This window comes from Candidatus Protochlamydia sp. W-9 (genome assembly GCF_001950615.1).
Taxonomy (GTDB): domain Bacteria; phylum Chlamydiota; class Chlamydiia; order Chlamydiales; family Parachlamydiaceae; genus Protochlamydia; species Protochlamydia amoebophila.
Genome location: NZ_BCPZ01000289.1, coordinates 1 through 17750 on the forward strand (window position 1 = coordinate 1; position 17750 = coordinate 17750).

The 17750-nt window shown below is 34.2% G+C and carries 15 protein-coding genes and 1 tRNA gene; 10 read left to right on the forward strand and 6 right to left on the reverse strand.

Translation table 11 applies throughout. From position 1 onward, the window contains the following. Positions 1-392 precede the first annotated feature (392 nt). The 4 genes from BU804_RS08420 to BU804_RS08435 form a co-directional block, all read right to left on the reverse strand. Entirely contained in the window at positions 393-1043 is a 651-nt protein-coding gene (locus BU804_RS08420) for a hypothetical protein (RefSeq protein WP_075883714.1), read from the reverse strand. A 304-nt stretch (positions 1044-1347) separates the two neighbouring features. After that, positions 1348-2304, reverse strand: coding sequence for an NAD-dependent epimerase (locus BU804_RS08425; RefSeq protein ID WP_075883715.1), 957 nt, complete (start codon positions 2302-2304; stop codon positions 1348-1350). Between the two features lies 1 nt (position 2305). Then, on the reverse strand, positions 2306-4495 hold the full coding sequence (locus BU804_RS08430; protein ID WP_075883716.1) for a heavy metal translocating P-type ATPase: 2190 nt from the start codon (positions 4493-4495) through the stop codon (positions 2306-2308). Positions 4496-4512: 17 nt separating this feature from the next. Continuing rightward, positions 4513-5331: a ParB/RepB/Spo0J family partition protein gene (locus tag BU804_RS08435; protein ID WP_075883717.1), complete on the reverse strand. Its 819-nt coding sequence runs from the start codon at positions 5329-5331 to the stop codon at positions 4513-4515. A gap of 269 nt (positions 5332-5600) precedes the next feature. On the opposite strand from BU804_RS08435, the gene BU804_RS08440 reads away from it, so the two are divergent. Next, a complete protein-coding gene (locus tag BU804_RS08440) occupies positions 5601-6344 on the forward strand; it encodes a tetratricopeptide repeat protein (RefSeq protein WP_075883718.1) in 744 nt (247 codons plus the stop codon). A 239-nt stretch (positions 6345-6583) separates the two neighbouring features. On the opposite strand, the gene BU804_RS08445 is transcribed toward BU804_RS08440, so the two are convergent. After that, a complete protein-coding gene (locus BU804_RS08445) occupies positions 6584-6784 on the reverse strand; it encodes a hypothetical protein (RefSeq protein ID WP_075883719.1) in 201 nt (66 codons plus the stop codon). A gap of 62 nt (positions 6785-6846) precedes the next feature. Here BU804_RS08445 and BU804_RS13495 point away from each other — a divergent pair, with 62 nt between their 5' ends. The 4 genes from BU804_RS13495 (at position 6847) to topA (ending at position 12146) form a co-directional block, all read left to right on the forward strand. Continuing rightward, positions 6847-7023, forward strand: coding sequence for a hypothetical protein (locus BU804_RS13495; protein ID WP_155117067.1), 177 nt, complete (start codon positions 6847-6849; stop codon positions 7021-7023). A 149-nt stretch (positions 7024-7172) separates the two neighbouring features. Then, positions 7173-8234, forward strand: coding sequence for a 3-dehydroquinate synthase (gene aroB / locus BU804_RS08450; RefSeq protein ID WP_075883720.1), 1062 nt, complete (start codon positions 7173-7175; stop codon positions 8232-8234). A gap of 135 nt (positions 8235-8369) precedes the next feature. Continuing rightward, positions 8370-9461 (forward strand): DNA-processing protein DprA, encoded by a 1092-nt coding sequence (gene dprA, locus BU804_RS08455; RefSeq protein ID WP_079988673.1) that lies wholly within the window; start codon positions 8370-8372, stop codon positions 9459-9461. Between the two features lie 81 nt (positions 9462-9542). Beyond that, positions 9543-12146 (forward strand): type I DNA topoisomerase, encoded by a 2604-nt coding sequence (topA, locus tag BU804_RS08460; RefSeq protein ID WP_075883721.1) that lies wholly within the window; start codon positions 9543-9545, stop codon positions 12144-12146. 29 nt (positions 12147-12175) lie between these two features. Here the strand turns inward: topA and BU804_RS08465 are convergent. Then, positions 12176-12248, reverse strand: a tRNA-Ala gene (locus BU804_RS08465). A 445-nt stretch (positions 12249-12693) separates the two neighbouring features. On the opposite strand from BU804_RS08465, the gene BU804_RS08470 reads away from it, so the two are divergent. From BU804_RS08470 to BU804_RS08495, 5 genes are all read left to right on the forward strand, one after another. Continuing rightward, positions 12694-12927: a hypothetical protein gene (locus tag BU804_RS08470; RefSeq protein ID WP_075883722.1), complete on the forward strand. Its 234-nt coding sequence runs from the start codon at positions 12694-12696 to the stop codon at positions 12925-12927. 72 nt (positions 12928-12999) lie between these two features. Then, positions 13000-14193 carry an amino acid aminotransferase gene (locus BU804_RS08475; protein ID WP_075883723.1) on the forward strand — a complete coding sequence of 398 codons (1194 nt, stop codon included), beginning with the start codon at positions 13000-13002 and terminating at the stop codon, positions 14191-14193. Between the two features lie 758 nt (positions 14194-14951). After that, entirely contained in the window at positions 14952-16124 is a 1173-nt protein-coding gene (locus BU804_RS08485; protein ID WP_079988674.1) for a rod shape-determining protein MreC, read from the forward strand. Between the two features lie 13 nt (positions 16125-16137). Further along, entirely contained in the window at positions 16138-17046 is a 909-nt protein-coding gene (locus tag BU804_RS08490; protein ID WP_075883725.1) for a glycosyltransferase family 2 protein, read from the forward strand. Next, complete coding sequence (locus BU804_RS08495; RefSeq protein ID WP_075883726.1) at positions 17046-17546, forward strand: GyrI-like domain-containing protein; 501 nt, start codon at positions 17046-17048, stop codon at positions 17544-17546. Before BU804_RS08490 ends, BU804_RS08495 begins: the two co-directional genes overlap by 1 nt. The last annotated feature ends 204 nt before the right edge of the window (positions 17547-17750 follow it).

Consider the following 17750-nt stretch of genomic DNA (forward strand, 5'->3'; position numbering starts at 1 on the left):
AAGAATGGAGAGAAGATTATCATAAATGGCGTCCTCATATCGCGCTAGATGGTCTTTCTACGAAAGAATTTAGAAAGACTTATGAGCTAAAAACAATAATGTATAGGTAGTGGAATTTTCTATTTTAAATGGATCTAATTATAGGGCAATGTCATACTCAGTAACTATATTAATCTTCGATCGTTAATTGTTTTCCAATGCAAAGCAGATCTTGTATATCTAAAGGAACATGTTTTAGAGATTAAATTAATATAAGTGAATTTAATTGCAATTTGCAGCTTTAACAAATGAAAGCTCAATCTCCAGCAAATTTTTTATATTCACAAAACCTACCTCTCGGTAGGTTCTAAACAAAGTATTTTGTTATTCAGCATTGGCTAGTTAACTTTAATTCAATACTGTGATTGCAATTGAAAATAAGTTCCATCTAGATTGCCTTTATTAAGTCCTCTAGAATTTGTTTCATGCATATCCGTGAAAGGAAGGTCTACTTCCCTTTTAATGAATGCTAATTCACGGCTTTTCGTATACGGTTCAAATCGATCATTTGTCCAATCAATACCTCGGTTTTTTTGGTCAAAAGCATAAAAATGAGCACATCCGGCTTGTAACGAAATCAGACCTACATATTGTTCGTCAGCAAAACGACCGTAAAAACTTTCAAAATTGATTTTCAGATCAAGGTCATCAGCTGTAAAAGGAAAATGTTCTACTTCGTAGCTAATAATAGAATTATTATTAATTCTATAAAGAAGCTCTTCAACCAATTCTACCAATAAGAGACGAGCGTCATAAACAGTTAAAAGTCTCTGAGAAGAATAATGCAAACACAATTTTTTGATATAATCTTCATAAGTTACCCACGAATCTTCTAACTCTAAATGTTTATCTATTTTCATCTTAGCCGAAAAACTAATCACAATTTTTGATAATTCTTCAGAATCAATTTTTTTTACCCAAGGACCAGTTCCTATCACTTTTGTTTGGCAACTGGTTAAAATCAAAATAGCTGTACAAACCAACCAAAGTGTTAAACGATGCATAAAAGATCCTTTTGTCTTTTCAAATTAGACTTTTCCGAAATTAATTAACGCGCTAAACGATTTTTGAGCAAATCCACCCAGAAATTTAGGTTGATATTGCAAATTAATCGAATAGAGAAAATAAAAAAATAAAAAAATGCAAATTTATATTGAATCTCAGAAATTTGAGCTAAGAGAAGGATTTTTCCTCTTGGTGAATTTCCGTATTGACATATATCGAATCGAAATAAATTGACATATAACCGGCTAAACTCATAACGACCAATCAAAAAATACTTTGATAATAAATAAAATCCCTAATTTTTTATAAATTATAGTAGTTTTTATACCATTTCACAAATCTACAAAGGCCTTCTTCAATAGAAATTTTAGGTTGAAAACCAAGTTGTTTCGTGCTTTCCTGGATATCAGCAAAGGTAGCAACAACGTCACCAGACTGCATGGGCAGCCATATTTTATGAGCTTTAATCCCCAGCTCTTTTTCTAACAATAATACAAAATATAATAATTCAACTGGTCTGTGATTACCTAAGTTAAAAACGCCTAATGAAATTTCAGTATCTATGGCTCCGATGGTTCCTTCCACAATATCATCCACATACGTGAAATCTCTTTGCATTTTACCTTCATTAAAAATTTCAATAGGTTTTCCTTGAACAATGGCGTTTGCAAACGAAAAATAAGCCATATCTGGCCTACCCCAAGGCCCATAAACTGTAAAAAAACGTAGCCCAATTGAAGAGATTCCAAATAGATGATGATAAGTTTTAGCCATTAATTCATTAGTTTTCTTAGTCACTCCGTATAAGCTTGCTTGTTGATCGGTACGATCTTCTAAAGAGAAAGGAACTTTCGTATTTAGGCCATAAACGGAAGACGAGGATGCATAAATTAATTTTAAATGGGGATGAGAGCGGCAAATTTCTAAAATATTTAAAAATCCATCTACATTGGTTTTAAGATAAGTGGCCGGTTCTTGTAATGAATAACGAACACCGGCTTGTGCAGCTAAGTGGATCAAATGGGTTGTTTGATGCAATAGAATACTATTTTGCAGCTTTTCATAGTTTTGAATATCTCCTTCAATAATTTCAATGCCCAATTTTGATAATTTTAACGCACGATCGCGTTTTAACTGGGTATCGTAATAAGGATTAAAATTATCATATCCAATGATACGATCTCCTCTTTTTGCAAGCTTTTGCGCGAGGTGAAAGCCAATGAATCCGGCTATTCCTGTAATAAAAATTTGTTTTCCCATTTTAAACTTTGACAATCCTCTCAACATTATTTCTATTTATTTCTGGCTTCCAATAACGTAGTAATAACGCATTGGCGATCACAGAAACAGAGCTCATTGCCATTGTTCCTGCCGCAATCATTGGATTAAGAAGTCCAAAAGCTGCCAAAGGAATCGCAAGAATATTATAAATAAATGCTAAAAATAAATTATATTTCATTTTACGCATGGTCTGCTGGGAAAGATCTATAGCGTCCACTAAACTCATTAAATCATTTCGTATTAAAGTAATATCAGCGACTTCAATAGCAATATCGCTACCAAAGGCAAGAGCAAAACTCACATCAGCTTCTGCAAGAGCTGGAGCATCGTTAATTCCGTCTCCAATCATTCCTACTTTTCCACCACTTTTAGCTTCTCGGATAATCTGCATTTTATTGTCTGGAAGCAATTCAAACCGCGCATCTTCAATCCCCACTTTTTTTGCAATAGTTTCAGCAAGATATTTTCGATCTCCAGTTAAAAGGATGGGATAAATTCCTTTCAATTTCAACAAACGAATTACTTCCATACTTTCCTTTCTTAGCTCATCCATGATGGTAATCATGCCTAATAAATGTTGGTCTGTCCAAACAAAGACCAGCGATTCTCCTTGTTTTTCAAGAAGAGAAAAAGCAGGGTCGATTTCAATTCCCATTTCTTTTGCAAAGTTGGCAGAGCCTAAATAATAAACCTTTTCATCAATTGTTCCTGTAATTCCTTTTCCAATAAATAAATTAAATTCTTTGACAATTTTTAAAAGAATTCTCTCTTCTTTGGCCTCATTTAATATCGCCTTAGCTAAAGGATGGGAAGAGCAATTTTCAAGCGAAGCTGCTATTTGTAATACGTCATTCTTAAGATATTTGGCATTTGGATAGATTCCCATTACAGAGGGAACTCCTTTCGTTAAGGTGCCAGTCTTATCCAAAAATAAAAATTTAATTTTTTCAGCCTGCTCGATCGAAGAAGCTTGTTTAAAAAATATTCCGTATTGTGCCCCAACCCCACTTGCTACCGCAAGAACTGCCGGCGTGGCTAATCCTAAAACACAAGGGCATGCAATCACCAGAACAGAGACCGCATTAACCAATCCATCTGTAAAATCACCTATTAGGAATGTCCAAATTAATATCGTCAAACAACTGATTAGAAGTACGCAGGGAACGAAAACTGCAGAAATTTTATCCACAAATTTTTGAATAGGTGCTTTCGAAGATTGAGCTTTTTCTACAGCTCGAAGAATCTGAGCTAAAATTGTATCGGATCCAACTGAAGAGGCCTGCCCTTTCAAGTAACCAGTTTCATTGATTGTCGCTGCGTAAAGCTTCGATCCCTGTTTCTTATAAACCGGCAAACTTTCTCCCGTTAACAAAGATTCATTGATGGAAGACTCTCCTTCTATCACCCATCCATCAACTGGAATATGATCTCCAGGACGTACCATAAAAATATCACCTATTTGAATCGAGGCAACATCCACCTCTATAATTTCACCATTTTTTTCAATACGAGCAATTTTAGGCTGTAAATGATATAAACGCTCTAGTGCTTTAGAGGTTTTTCCTTTAGTGACGGCTTCTAACCAACGTCCAAATAAAATCAATGTAATAATGAGTGCGCTACTTTCAAAATAAAAAGAGTAAGAAAGTTTTAAAAGATAAACATAAAAGCTAAATAGATAAGCCGCAGTTGATCCCAAAACAACCAAAACATCCATATTAATTTGCCAGTTTTTAAGAGCGTAAAAAGAGGATCGATAAAATGTTCCTCCACACCCAAATTGTACAAGGGTGGCTAAAAAAAATTGCCATGTTGGAGGAATGGAAAAAGCATATCCTGACATCATCGCCAACATCTGAATCACAAAAGGCAAAGACAAAACAGCAGCGATCAAAAAGGTTTTAAAAGAATTTTGAATTTCTTTTTGCTTTATTCGTCTATCTTCATCTAAAGAATGCCTAAATGAATAACTCTCATATCCCATTTTTTTTATATGCTTTTCTAGTGAGGCAAATGAAACTTTGTTTTCGTCAAAAATAATATCAGCTTGACTAGTCGAATAATCAACCTGAATCTCTTGTAATCCAGAAACTTTCTTCAAACTGTTTTCAAGATTTTGTGCGCATGAAACACAGTGCATCCCTCGAATTAACAATTTTTTTTTCTCCATTTTATCCTCAGCCTTAATTAATCTTTTATCCCAAATATATCTAACAGCCGATCTAAATCATCAAGATTATAATAATCAATAGAAATACGTCCTTTCTTACCTTTTCCTTGTATGACGACCTTTGTCCCTAAATTTTGCTGAATTTTTTCTGCCAATTGTTCTAAATAAAAATCCCTCGTAACATAGCTCAATTGTTGTTTTTTTGCTTTTTGGTTAATTCTAGCCGCCGCTTGTTCAGCTTCTCGTACATTAAGAGTGTCTCTTAAAATCAAATCATGTAATAGTTTTTGCTTATCTTCTGACTCTAAAGCAAGAATAGCTTTAGCATGCCCCATACTGATTGTCCCTTGCCAAATACTAGTTTGAATGGTCATAGGTAAAGTCAATAAACGAAGATAATTAGCCACTGTCGATCTTTTTTTACCGATTTGTTGTGAGAGGCGTTCTTGGCTAAAGTTGAAATCATCCATCAGTTGTTTAAGGGCTTTAGCTATTTCTAAAGGATTCAAATCTATGCGTTGAATATTTTCAATTAAAGCAGCTTGCGCTGATTGAACATAAGAAGTTTTTCGAACTAAAACAGGAATAGATTTTAAACCAGCAATTTGGGAAGCTCGAAATCTTCTTTCTCCTGCAATGAGTTCATATTTTTCAGAATCCACAAGCATACGAACAAGTGGCGGATGGATGATGCCCACCGCTTTAATTGAGTCTGCCAGCTCTTGTAGTTCCTCTTTCTTAAATTCACGCCTGGGCTGGTAAGGATTTATTTGAATTTGAGAAAGAAGCACCTCTCTCAAATCATCTCTATTTTCTTTTGTCGTCTCTTCTTGCATGTTCTAATAAATTATTATAATTATAGAATTTTGAAAAAAATTATTAGTCTAAGTTTTAATATAAAGACTTCAAACTTTGATTTGATAGGTGATAGCTAATAAAGGACTTTTAATTTTACAAGAAATAGCTGAAAAATATCATGCTTTTATTTATAGTTTTTTAATCAAAAAGATTATCTATAAGAAATTACGCTTTGCATGTGCAGAAAAGGTTGTTAAGAAATTTTTTCACAACAATTCGTTAAACAAAATTTAAACCAGTGATGCTTATGAATAAAAAAACGACATTTTCTCCTTTTCAATCACCAAGCTTATCTGATGATTGGGTAGATCATCCTTTGATTTTGTGGATATCTGATCGCAAACATTTTTTTTTATGGGGATTATTGGGCTTATTTGCCGCTTTGCTTTTTATCTACCGTTTTTTATCTTTACAAACATTAAACGCTGAAAACGACTTTATACAAGCTGCGAATGCTTTTCAACAAATTGAACAAAATACCAGCTCTTCCGACATTAAGAAAACTCATATTCAAGAGCTATTAGCTATTATGGCTCGCCATCCTGAACTCCATGCTAAATATGATGGTGTTTTAGCCCAATATTTCATTATCCAAAATCAACCATCAGAAGCAAAACAGTTAGCTAAATCAACGTTTGAACGAGTAAAACCTGATCAACTAAATTTATATGTAAATTACGCAAAAACCTCATTACTCATTAGTGAAGGATCTTACAAAGAAGCATTAATGCAAGCGAATGACCTACAAAAACAATTATCCCTAATTCCTGAAAATGTTGTGCTTTCTGTCTATAATCTAATTCGATTAGCCCTTTTACATGAGCAATTGAACCAAGCTTCAGAAGCAGTTGCCATTTGGGATCAATTAATCGCACTCAATCGAAATAAAGATTTTTCGGAAGCTGAACTCATCACAACAAAATTATTTCAAGCAGGGCAAATAAATTTAGAACAATTTGTTGAAGGAAGAAAAAACCAACAGAAATCATAAATTGGAAAATTAACATTTATCAAAAACAATACTTTGGATGAAGCAATCTTGCAGATTTAATCTTTATTTGATAAATGAAAATAATAATTATTATTTTTTGTTCAGATTTGTTTTAAATTTTTATCTTTAAAGCAAAGCAGAGCAAATCCTCTTGTCTAGTTTTGGTAGATGGGAGTGGGGACCCTTGTATTTCTCAAAGAGTGGAACAACGGAGCACCAAAGGAGGTGACATTAGGCTATCATTGCTCGAAGCCACAAGCCTGGGAATTTTTTCGAAGCCATAAAAAAAAATAAGACTCGTAATAAGCGAGATAAAGATCAATTTGAGAGGACGGTGAGTTAGCTTTGGCGATATCAGCTATAGCTCTCTTTGTTCTGGCTAAAGATGCTAGTTGAATTAATACAATTAAGCGTCCCATAAACCAAAAAAGGGGTGTCATTCAGTGACGGCTTAAATTCGTTCTCAATTAACTACCTTTCAAAAGGTAGATGGAGAATAATTGTGAGCAATTATAACAGCTCGCTCGCGTTAGAAGATGTTCACGAATATGCAAGAGTAGATTCAGAATTAAATTTACTCGTTCCGGCGCGACATCTATCCATAGGTACTAATTCAGCAGACACTCAACCACTTTATCAAGTGGTTAAAGTCAGCGGAACTATTACCGTTTCTTTCTAGTAAAGAAAACTTGCGGCTAATTAATGATTAGCCGCTTCTTTTTTATCATTAATTTTGTAGAATTACCAATCTACATTCAAATTCTTAGCAAAAAAAATTAACGAAGTATTTGATTTTCAATTAAATAAATTCAAAACGTAAGGTTAATTATGTTAAACTCATCAAACTATGTCATTCAAAGTCATTGTTTAGATGATTTAAAATACTATTTAGAGTCTTTAACTTACTCAAAAGTTGTCATCCTAACTCATCCTCATTTATGGGCAATGTATGAGCAGAAAATAACTAAACAGTTTTTTGAACTCAGCTGGGATTTCTCCGTTTTACTGATCCCTGAAGGTGAAACGAGTAAAAGCTTAAAACAAACAACAAGGTGCTGGCGACATTTTATCAAACACCAGCTAGATCGATATTCTCTTGTGATCGCTTTAGGAGGCGGTGTTATCTGTGATTTAGCGGGATTTGTAGCCTCTTGCTATATGAGAGGAATCGATACGATTTATCTTCCAACTACCCTTCTTGCCATGGTTGATGCTAGCATCGGTGGAAAAACAGGAATTAACACAGGTAAATCTAAAAATATTATAGGGTCATTCCATCTACCTAAAAAAATTTTAATAGATCCTTTTACTTTAAAAACACTTTCGAAAAGGGATTATCAAGCAGGTTTTGCAGAAATTATTAAATATGGAATGATCGCCTCACCCTCACTTTTTGAACTTCTTGAAAATTCTTGGTCTCTTATAGATCAAAGAGATGAAAAATTATTCGAGATTATCATTCAACAATCATGTGCAATTAAAAAAAAATATGTTGAAGCTGATTTTAAAGATTTGGGAATAAGAACCCAACTGAACTATGGCCATACATTTGGTCATGTAATTGAAATGATGAGCCGTTATCAATATTTACATGGTGAAGCGGTTTCTATTGGAATGAGCTGCGCTGCTTATTTAAGTTGTCAAATGGGTTTAACAACGCAAGAAACTATGCAAAGGCAAGATGCTCTTTGTCAACAAGCTCTATTACCTATCCATTTACCTCATTTTCCACTTACACGTTTCACTTATTTAATGGCAAAAGATAAAAAGGGACGAAATGGTTCTATTAATCTCATTCTGCCTGAAAAAGTTGGTAAAGTGACACAAATTTTTGATGTAGACCCTCATTTGATAAAAAATACTCTGTCAACAAAAATGGCAAAACAATAGAATTTTTTCGAAATTTTTAAAGAAAAAAAGAAAGAACTAGTCTTAATACATAAAGATTTTTTAATTTCTCTTTTCAAAACAATCTAATTTTTCAATTTTAAAATAGTGGAAATGTATGAAGAATATTGAGGGAATTTGGAAGAATTAGAAGCCTTAATGATTTTGACGGATATGCCGTTAATTGGACCTGTCAAAGTGCGGTTTTTAGTAGACTATTTTGGTTCTGCAAAAAAGGCTCTTTCTGCTTCGATAACGGAACTAAGCCGTTTACCCGGATTTAAACAAAAAATTTTAGATCAATGGCAAGAACACATCCAGTCTAAAAAACATTTTGCTAATCTTCAATTAGTAGAAAAATTCCATACTCATCTTATTTCTTTTAAAGATCCTTCTTATCCCAAGCAATTACAAAATATTCCTGATCATCCCCCACTTTTATACCTAAAAGGAGAATTAAAGCCTCAAGATAATCAAAGTATAACTATTATTGGAACTAGACAAGCCACTCTGTATGGATTGGAAATGGCAAAAAAATTTAGTTACGAGCTTGCCCAAGCAGGCTTTACAATCGTAAGCGGCTTAGCCAGAGGAATTGATACAGCTGCACACATAGGAGCTTTAGAAGCTGGAGGTAGAACATTAGCCATTATCGGTTCAGGATTAGCGAATATTTATCCTCAAGAAAACTATCATTTAGCTGATCAAATAGCAAAAAAAGGAGCTGTTATTTCTGAATTTCCCATGTCAACACCTCCCCACCGCAGTCATTTTCCTAAACGAAATCGTTTAGTGAGTGGAATGAGTTTAGGCACACTGTTGATAGAAGCTCCTCACAAAAGTGGAGCAATCCTCACAATTGAAAATGCTCTTGAACAAAAAAAACATATCTGGGCTTTACCCGGAAGAGTTGACCAAGAAAATTTTCGAGGAAATCATGCCCTAATTAAAAACAAAAAAGCAATATTAGTTGAAAATATTGAAGATATAGTACAATGTCTTGATACCTTCTGTTTTACAACACCAATTGAACAAAAACATTTAGATCTGGTGCATTTAAAACAAGAAGAGATCCATTTACTACAAAAATTGCCAGTCGAAGAATTATCTATAGAAGAAATTGTTAAACGAGCTCAACTCCCTATTCAACAAGTTAATAGCTTGCTAATGAGTTTAGTCTTAAAAAAAATAATTAAAGAATTTCCTGGTAAATTTTATAAAAAAATTTAATAGAATGAAGAGACATCAAAGAGAGCTTTAGTTTTACAATAAAATTTAACATATGCTCTTCAATCATGGAGTCGTGAGAACATGGGTAAAGCGCTGATTATCGTCGAATCACCCGCTAAAATTAAAACGTTGAAAAAATTTCTTGGCACAAATTTTATTTTTGAGTCGTCGATTGGCCATGTTCGCGATTTACCTGAAAGAGAATTTGGAATCGATATTGAGAATGACTTTGAACCTAAATATACGATTATGCCTAACAAAGAAGAGGTCATTTCAAAGCTTTTAAAAGCAGCTAAACAGTGTGATGTCGTTTACCTTTCTCCAGATCCTGATAGAGAAGGAGAAGCTATTGCTTGGCACATTACTCAAGTTCTTCCTCCTAATACAAATATTAAAAGAGTCTCTTTCAATTCTATTACAAAAGATGCTGTTGTTAAGGCATTGGAAAATCCTAGAGAAATTGATATTGCCTTAGTAAATGCCCAACAAGCGAGACGATTATTAGATCGCATTGTGGGATATAAAATTTCCCCTTTACTCAATAGACGAATTCAACGAGGGCGAGAAAACTACTTATCGGCTGGAAGAGTTCAGTCTGTTGCTTTAAAATTAGTGGTGGATCGTGAAAAAGAAATTGAAGCTTTTAAACCTATCGAATATTGGAATATCGGAGCCATTTTAAAAACTAATCAAGAAGATCGCCTTTTTCGAGCTGCATTGTATTCTGTTGATGGAAAACGATTTGAGAAAGAACCCATTGAAGGAAAAGAGATTACAATTGTTAACAATAAAGAAGCAGCTGACGCGATTTTAAAAAGAATGAAACCCGGCCCTTATCAGGTCAAAAAAGTTGAACGTAAAGAAAAACGACGTTTTCCAGTTCCTCCTTTTATCACTTCTACTCTTCAGCAAGAAGCTAGCCGACACCACGGTTTTTCTTCCGCTCGTACGATGAACATTGCTCAAGGGCTTTATGAAGGAGTTGATCTTGGATCTGACGGACCAGAGGGTTTAATCACTTATATGCGTACAGACTCAGTGCGCATTTCTCCAGAGGCCGTTCAAGAAGCGCGCGAATTCATAAAAAAGCAATATGGTAGCGATTTTATTCCATCAGATCCTAAACAATACAGTACTCAAAAAAGCGCGCAAGATGCTCACGAAGCAATCAGGCCTGCCAGTTTGCAAAATACACCTGAAAAAGTCCAGCCATACCTAACTAAAGAACAATTTTCATTGTACCAATTGATTTGGCGACGATTTTTAGCTTCTCAAATGGTCGCTGCTATCTACGATACTGTTTCAGCTGATATTTTAGCTGGTGAAGGAATTTTACTCAGAGCAACAGGTTCGATTATCAAATTTCAGGGTTTTTTAGCTGTTTATGAAGAAAAAAATGATGATGACGAAAAAGATGATGAAAATCGAATGTTGCCTAAACTGGAAGAAGGACAAACGCTTTTCCTGCAAGAATTAACTTCCGAGCAAGCTTTCACAAGGCCTCCACCTCGTTTTACAGAAGCTTCTTTAGTAAAAGAACTAGAAAAATCGGGTATTGGAAGGCCATCGACTTACGCTGCAATTATGAATAAAATTCAAAGTCGGGATTATACGGTTAAAGAAAACGGAAGGCTCAAACCCACGGAACTCGGTCAAATTATTGCTCAAATGTTAGAAACTAGTTTTCAAAAAATCATGAATATTGGCTTTACCGCAGCTATGGAAGACGATTTAGAGCGTGTAGCCGAAAATATGAAAGATTGGAAAACCCTTATTCGAGATTTTTGGGAACAATTTAACCCCACTTTGGAAATAGCTCTTAAAGAAGCATTTGTTCCTAAAGTCATGACCGAAATTGATTGCCCGAAATGTAAAATTGGCAAGCTACAAAAAGTTTGGGCTCGTTCTAAGTATTTCTTTGGATGTTCTCGTTATCCTGAATGTGATTATTCTTCCCCTGTGGAAGAAATTACATTTAATAAAGAAGATTATGCTACTGACTTTGATTGGGAGCAACCTTGTCCTAATTGTGGCTCTGAAATGAAAATTAGACACGGACGTTACGGAGCATTTTTAGGTTGTACGAAGTATCCTGAATGCAAAGGTATTATCAATATTCCTAAAAAAGGTGAGGAACCGCTATCGCAACAAGATCTCCCTTCTTGCCCAGCTATCGAATGCCCCGGCCATATGGTAGCTCGAAAATCTCGTTTTGGTAAAATTTTTTATTCTTGCTCGACTTTCCCCGAATGTGATGTCATTGTTAATAATTTAGAGCAGGTAGAAAATAAATATCCCAATCATCCGCGCACACCCTACGAGAAAAAAGGAAAAAAAGCTGCAGCTAAAACAGCTACTAAAGAAAAAACAAAGAAAACAGCAAAAGCTAATGTTTCAAAAGCGACTAAAAAAATCAAATCGCCCCCCGATAAACCAAAAAAAGTAAGGCAAATGCCTGTTTATCAAGTTTCTCCTGAATTAAGAGGGATTATAGAAGTTTCAGAAATAACCCGTGGCGACATGACGAAAAAAGTTTGGGATTATATTAAAACACATCAACTTCAAGATACAAACAATAAACGGCTAATTATACCAGATGCCAAGCTTTCGCAAGTTTTTGGAACAACGCAGCCTGTAGACATGTTTAAAATGGCTACTTTATTAAGCGCTCATCTCAAAAAATAATTAAATGCCAGAAAAAGAAATCAAGAAGCTGGAGCGTAACGGAATCGAACCGTTGACCTCAACAATGCCATTGTTGCGCTCTACCAACTGAGCTAACGCCCCAAAAGAAAAGCAATGGTAATGATCTTGTTTTTTTTGATCAAATAAATAATTATTCTTCATTTGAGTCAGTCTTTATATCGCAATTGATTTTAAAATAAATTATATTATTCATAATGCAATGAAATTATATCTAGCATGGCGACAGTAATTTCTCATTTAAATTTATTTTTTTACATTAACTGACAATACTTTTAATTTAATTGGATATTTGCCCCCGCAAACATTTCTTAAGCTTCATCAATGGTCCACGACTTATCGTTCTCGATATGGGATTGCTCAAATAATCTTAGGGTTTGCTCTTTTTTCTATTGGAAAGGCTGGTAGTCAATTAAATTGCACACACTCAAATTTATTTAGATATTTATCAATAAACCATGTCCTTAGGTTTGTTGTACGCCAAGCATGGTGCTTTTAATTTTTTGCGTGCGAAATTGGAAAGTCATACATGGGAAAAATAACTTTTGCTTATGACTTGTATGGCCGCAAATTTTTGCCTGCCCTCTCTCCTCAATATGACATTCAGTCAAGAACTTTTGAAAAAATCAAAAATGGGATGGATGGTCTCTATTTTATCACTTTTTTTCTCCACGAATTTCATATCGATTTGACTAAAGTTTGCAATAAAATTCCATTTTTTCAATATTCTTTATTCATCCGATATGTTAAAGCTCTTGTATAATAAAGGTTTTTAAAAAATTCAGGAAAGTTCTGCTGACATAGCTTTATTATGTCATTTAAGATAAGGGACCTCATGCCTTTTTTTAATAATATTTCTCTTTTGCCACCAGATCCAATTTTAAATCTCTCTATAGACTTTTCTCTTGATCAAAATCCTCAAAAAATTAATTTGAGTGTAGGAACTTATAAAACTGCAGATGGGCATTCACTAGTTCTCACAAGTGTCCGAAAAGCAGAAATTGATCTACTTCAAAAACATCTCAATAAAGATTATCAACCGATAGAGGGAAATAGTGTTTTCCTAAAAAATTCTTTAGAGCTGTTATTTGGTTCAGACCACGCTTTGTTTACCAATAAAAATTTTTTTGCTGTTCAAACCGTTGGAGGAACAAGCGCTTTAAGTTTAGGAGGAGAGTTTTTAAATAAGCTTACTTGCCAAAAAATTTTTATTTCTCAACCATCGTGGCCAAACCACAAACAGGTTTTTGAAAAAACAGGTTTAAAAATTGATTCCTATCCTTACTTCGATTTTAATGCATACAAATTAAATTTTTCAGGGATGTGCCAAGCCATCCGCCAAATGCCAACTGGAAGCATTATTCTTCTGCATGGTTGCTGTCACAATCCATCAGGGGTCGATCCAACTTTTGAACAATGGAAAGAGCTTTCTCAGCTGATTAAAAAACATGAACTCATTCCTTTTTTTGATATCGCTTATCAAGGATTTGGGAAAGATTTAGAACTTGATGCACTACCTATTCGGTACTTTGCTAGTGAAGGCCATGAAATGTTGATCGCTTACTCTTTTTCTAAAAATTTTGGTTTATACGGGGAGCGAGTAGGTTTTTTGACTGTTGTGACATCCCAACAAAAACAAATACCATCTATAGCTAGTCAATTAAAGTTTTTAATTCGTGCTAATTACTCCAATCCTCCTCTTCAAGGAGCTCGAATTGTTTCTACAATCTTGAGTTCACCAGAATTAACCGAAGAATGGAAAATAGAATTAAAAAATATGCGTGACCGAGTTGTTGAAATGCGGAAAACATTTATTGCTTCTTTGTTAGTCAAAGGAGAAGATAAAAATTTAAACTACTTGCACCAACAAATTGGTTTATTTGGTTTTTGCGGATTAAATTATTCCCAAGTCAATTGTTTGCGGAAAGAATTTGCTATTTATATTCCTAGCGACGGACGAATCAATATTGCAGGATTAAACACTCAAAATATTGAATATGTAGTCAATGCAATTTCATCTGTTATGTAGTAGTGAAGGCTCCTGCTTACAGGTGGAAGCTTCTAAAAGCTATTCTCAGGCCAGCTAATCCGAAGGATAAAATATTTTGCACTGCATTAAAATCTCTTAAAGCCTTATTTCACATTCAGGACAGCAATGCGTTCTTTCACCCAATGTTTTTTCGATGATCGCATTGACTGCAGCCTCATTTTATATAGAAAACTGCATTTATTAAATTGGGTTTGTGATGCCTTAGCCTGTTTTTGTCGGATATAAAAGGAATTGAAATGTTTTTCGAATAATTATAAATCCATGCTACAATTTAGCTTATGAATCAGGCAACAAGTTTAAAAACAGAAAGAATATGTATTTTTCTCATGCCTGTGCATTTGGTTTTTTTAGAAGGGGTAAAAGAAAACCTGCGCATCCTTGTTAACTATTCAATTAAAGTAACGATTTCTTTTTTGGTGAATCACTTGAAAGGTGTTTCTTCAAGGTTGGTTCAAAAATGAGCTATCCAAATATTCAACAGGCATAATAGGATGGCGATCTTGTGACTTCAGGCTATTTTTAGGAACATGTAGAGGAGTTACTTTTTACCGCGTTATTCGCAATATATTGAAAAGCAGTAATCTCCGAAAGTTCAAATAATGTGATTCATCTCGACCTTAAAAAATCCGAATTTCCTCACGACTTGGTGAGATAAAGACATTAAGTTGAAACAAAGGTAATCATCTTTTTAAATTTATAAAACGTTTATATATATTTTTTTTGAGCTTTGATATTAAGTGAACAAAAAATTTGCCATTTCCTACCTTATTATCTTTATTGCTTTAATTTTTTCTCTAAGCCTTTCAAGACCGATTTCTGACAAGCTTAGAGGAGAATCTGTCGCTCTCCTGGCTCCTTTGTGGAACAAATTACTTTATATTAAACATTTTATTTTACACCCATTTGAAGCTCCGCCTTCCAAAACAAATTTTTCTCTTCAAGAAGAAAAACAAAAACTTGAACTTACAAATCAATTGTTGAATAATGATCTAAAAACTCTTTACGAACTATTAGATCAACAGCAGTCTTTACAATTTCAATTAAATAAATTAGCTACTGAATATCCTCAAGAGCTTCAAATTTTACAAAAACAACAAGAACATACTAAACAACAATTTTTTACCAATCTTCAGTTACAAATCCAAACCAAGCCTGCTCGTGTTATATTTCGTTCTTTAGATACTTGGAACCAATCTTTGTGGATTAATGTTGGAGAATCTGATAATCCCCCAAATGATAAAATTATAGCTAAAAACAGCCCTGTGCTAGTAGGACAAACAATTGTTGGTGTCATCGATTATGTAGGAACTCACCAATCACGCGTTCGATTAATTACAGACACAGGCCTAACCCCTTCTGTAAGAGCAGTTCGCGGTGGTGAACAAGAGCTATTTCTTGCTGAACAAATTGAATCTATTCTTATTCAATTACAACGAAAAAACACTAAAATTATTTCAAAAGAAGACTCGGATCAGATTGCTAAGTTTTTATCTCATTTAAAAACAGTTTTAAAAACTCATAAAAAGACTTGGTACCTTGCTAAAGGTCATTTACAAGGAATTAAACGACCAAATATAAGAGGACAATCGTTTATTTTAAAAGGAACAGGATTTAACTATGATTTTGCTGACGAGGAGGGTAATGGAAGAGATTTAAGAACAGGTAAACCTTTGAATCAAGAAGGTACTGCTGTTCCCCTTTTAAAAATGTATGATCTTTTAGTCACAACAGGAATGGATGGAGTTTTTCCAGCAGGTTTGAAAGTAGCCACAATTAGTAAAATTCATTTACTTAAAGAGGGAGATTATTTTTATGAGATTGAAGCTATTCCTTTAAGCGTGGATTTAGAAAGTTTATCTTTAGTCTTCGTCATCCCTCCCGTTGGATATATAAAAAACTCAGTTAATTAGGACCACTTGTTTTATGCAACCTTCCATCGGTATCGTTATTCCCACTTTTCAGGCCGCCAAACACCTTCCTCTCTGTTTAGGACCTCTCATCCAATCTCGCCTAAAACCACGCATTCTCATTATTGATTCTTCTTCCACAGATGAAACAATTTCTATTGCGCAAGCCATGGGTGTTGAAACACTTATTATTCCACAAACTGAGTTTAATCATGGATTAACAAGGGAAAAAGGCAGACAATTTCTCAATACAACTATAACAGTCATGATGACACAAGATGCCTATCCAACATCTGCAAGTATGTTAGAGAAACTCATTAGTCCTTTACTTCTTGGAGAAGCTTGTGTTTCTTACGCAAGGCAAATACCTCACCAAGGAGCAGGTTTTTTTGCCAGCTTTCCACGTCAATTCAATTATCCTTCAGAAGGTCATATCAGAAGCATTAAAGATGTAAAGAAATATGGAGTCTACACTTTTTTTTGTTCTAATTCTTGTGCCGCTTATTTAAACGCTGCCTTAGATGAAATTGGCGGTTTTTCACCTGTTTTATTCGGCGAAGACACCGTTGCGGTTGCACAACTCCTGCAAAGAAATCATCGAATTGCTTATGTTGCAGAAGCTGAAGTGCATCATTCGCATGACTATACACTTAAACAAGAATTTTGCCGTCATTTTGATATTGGCTATGCCAGAACTTCTTACCAACATTTATTGGAAAAGGGGGGAAAAGATGCAAAACGAGGATTTCATTATTTAAAAGCCCTATTGAAGACTTTGAAACAAAAACAACCACACTTTATTCCTTACGCTCTTTTACAAACAGCAGTAAAGTTATTAGGATATCGTTGCGGCCAAGCATCTCTTTACGCTCCCCTATGGTTGAAGAAATCATTAAGCAGTCAAAAATACTATTGGAAAGAATAATGCAGACAATTTTAATCTCCAAACCTCAAATAAAACTAGTTGGAGTTAGTGTTAGAACTAGCTATAAACAAGAATTAGACAAAATGGGAAGCGCTATTTTTCCTTGTGTAAATCGCTATTTTCACAAAAAACTTGCTGATAAAATTCTTCATAGAATAAAGCCGGGGACAACCTTTTGCGTTTATACAGATTATGAAAGTGATTATAAAGGCTCTTATACCTATTTTATAGGAGAAGAAGTTCTCTTATTTGATGATCACCTATCTACAGAATTTCAAACACTACTCATTCCTATGCAGCAGTATGCAAAATTTACAACAGCGCCAGCTCCCATGCCTGATGTGGTTGTGAATGCATGGAATTATATCTGGAAAATGTCAGCCTCAGAGCTAGGCGGAGAGCGCCGATATAATGCAGATTTTGAAATTTATGATGAAAGAGCCACCGATCATCAAAATATTGTTTTAGATATTTATGTGGGAATTAAACAGCTTATCTAATTTGCATATGAATACTTATTTATATAAGTGAATTAAAATTTCAAATAGATAAAAAAAATTAAAGAAAAATAAAGAATTTTTTATTTCTTTCACTTTTATTTTAATCTGAAGATATATAGCTATTCAATTGAAAAATGCTGGATTGCTAGCCTTAGTTAAAAGAAGTTAAAATTTTTAAATTAAAAAATATTTTTATTTTGATGA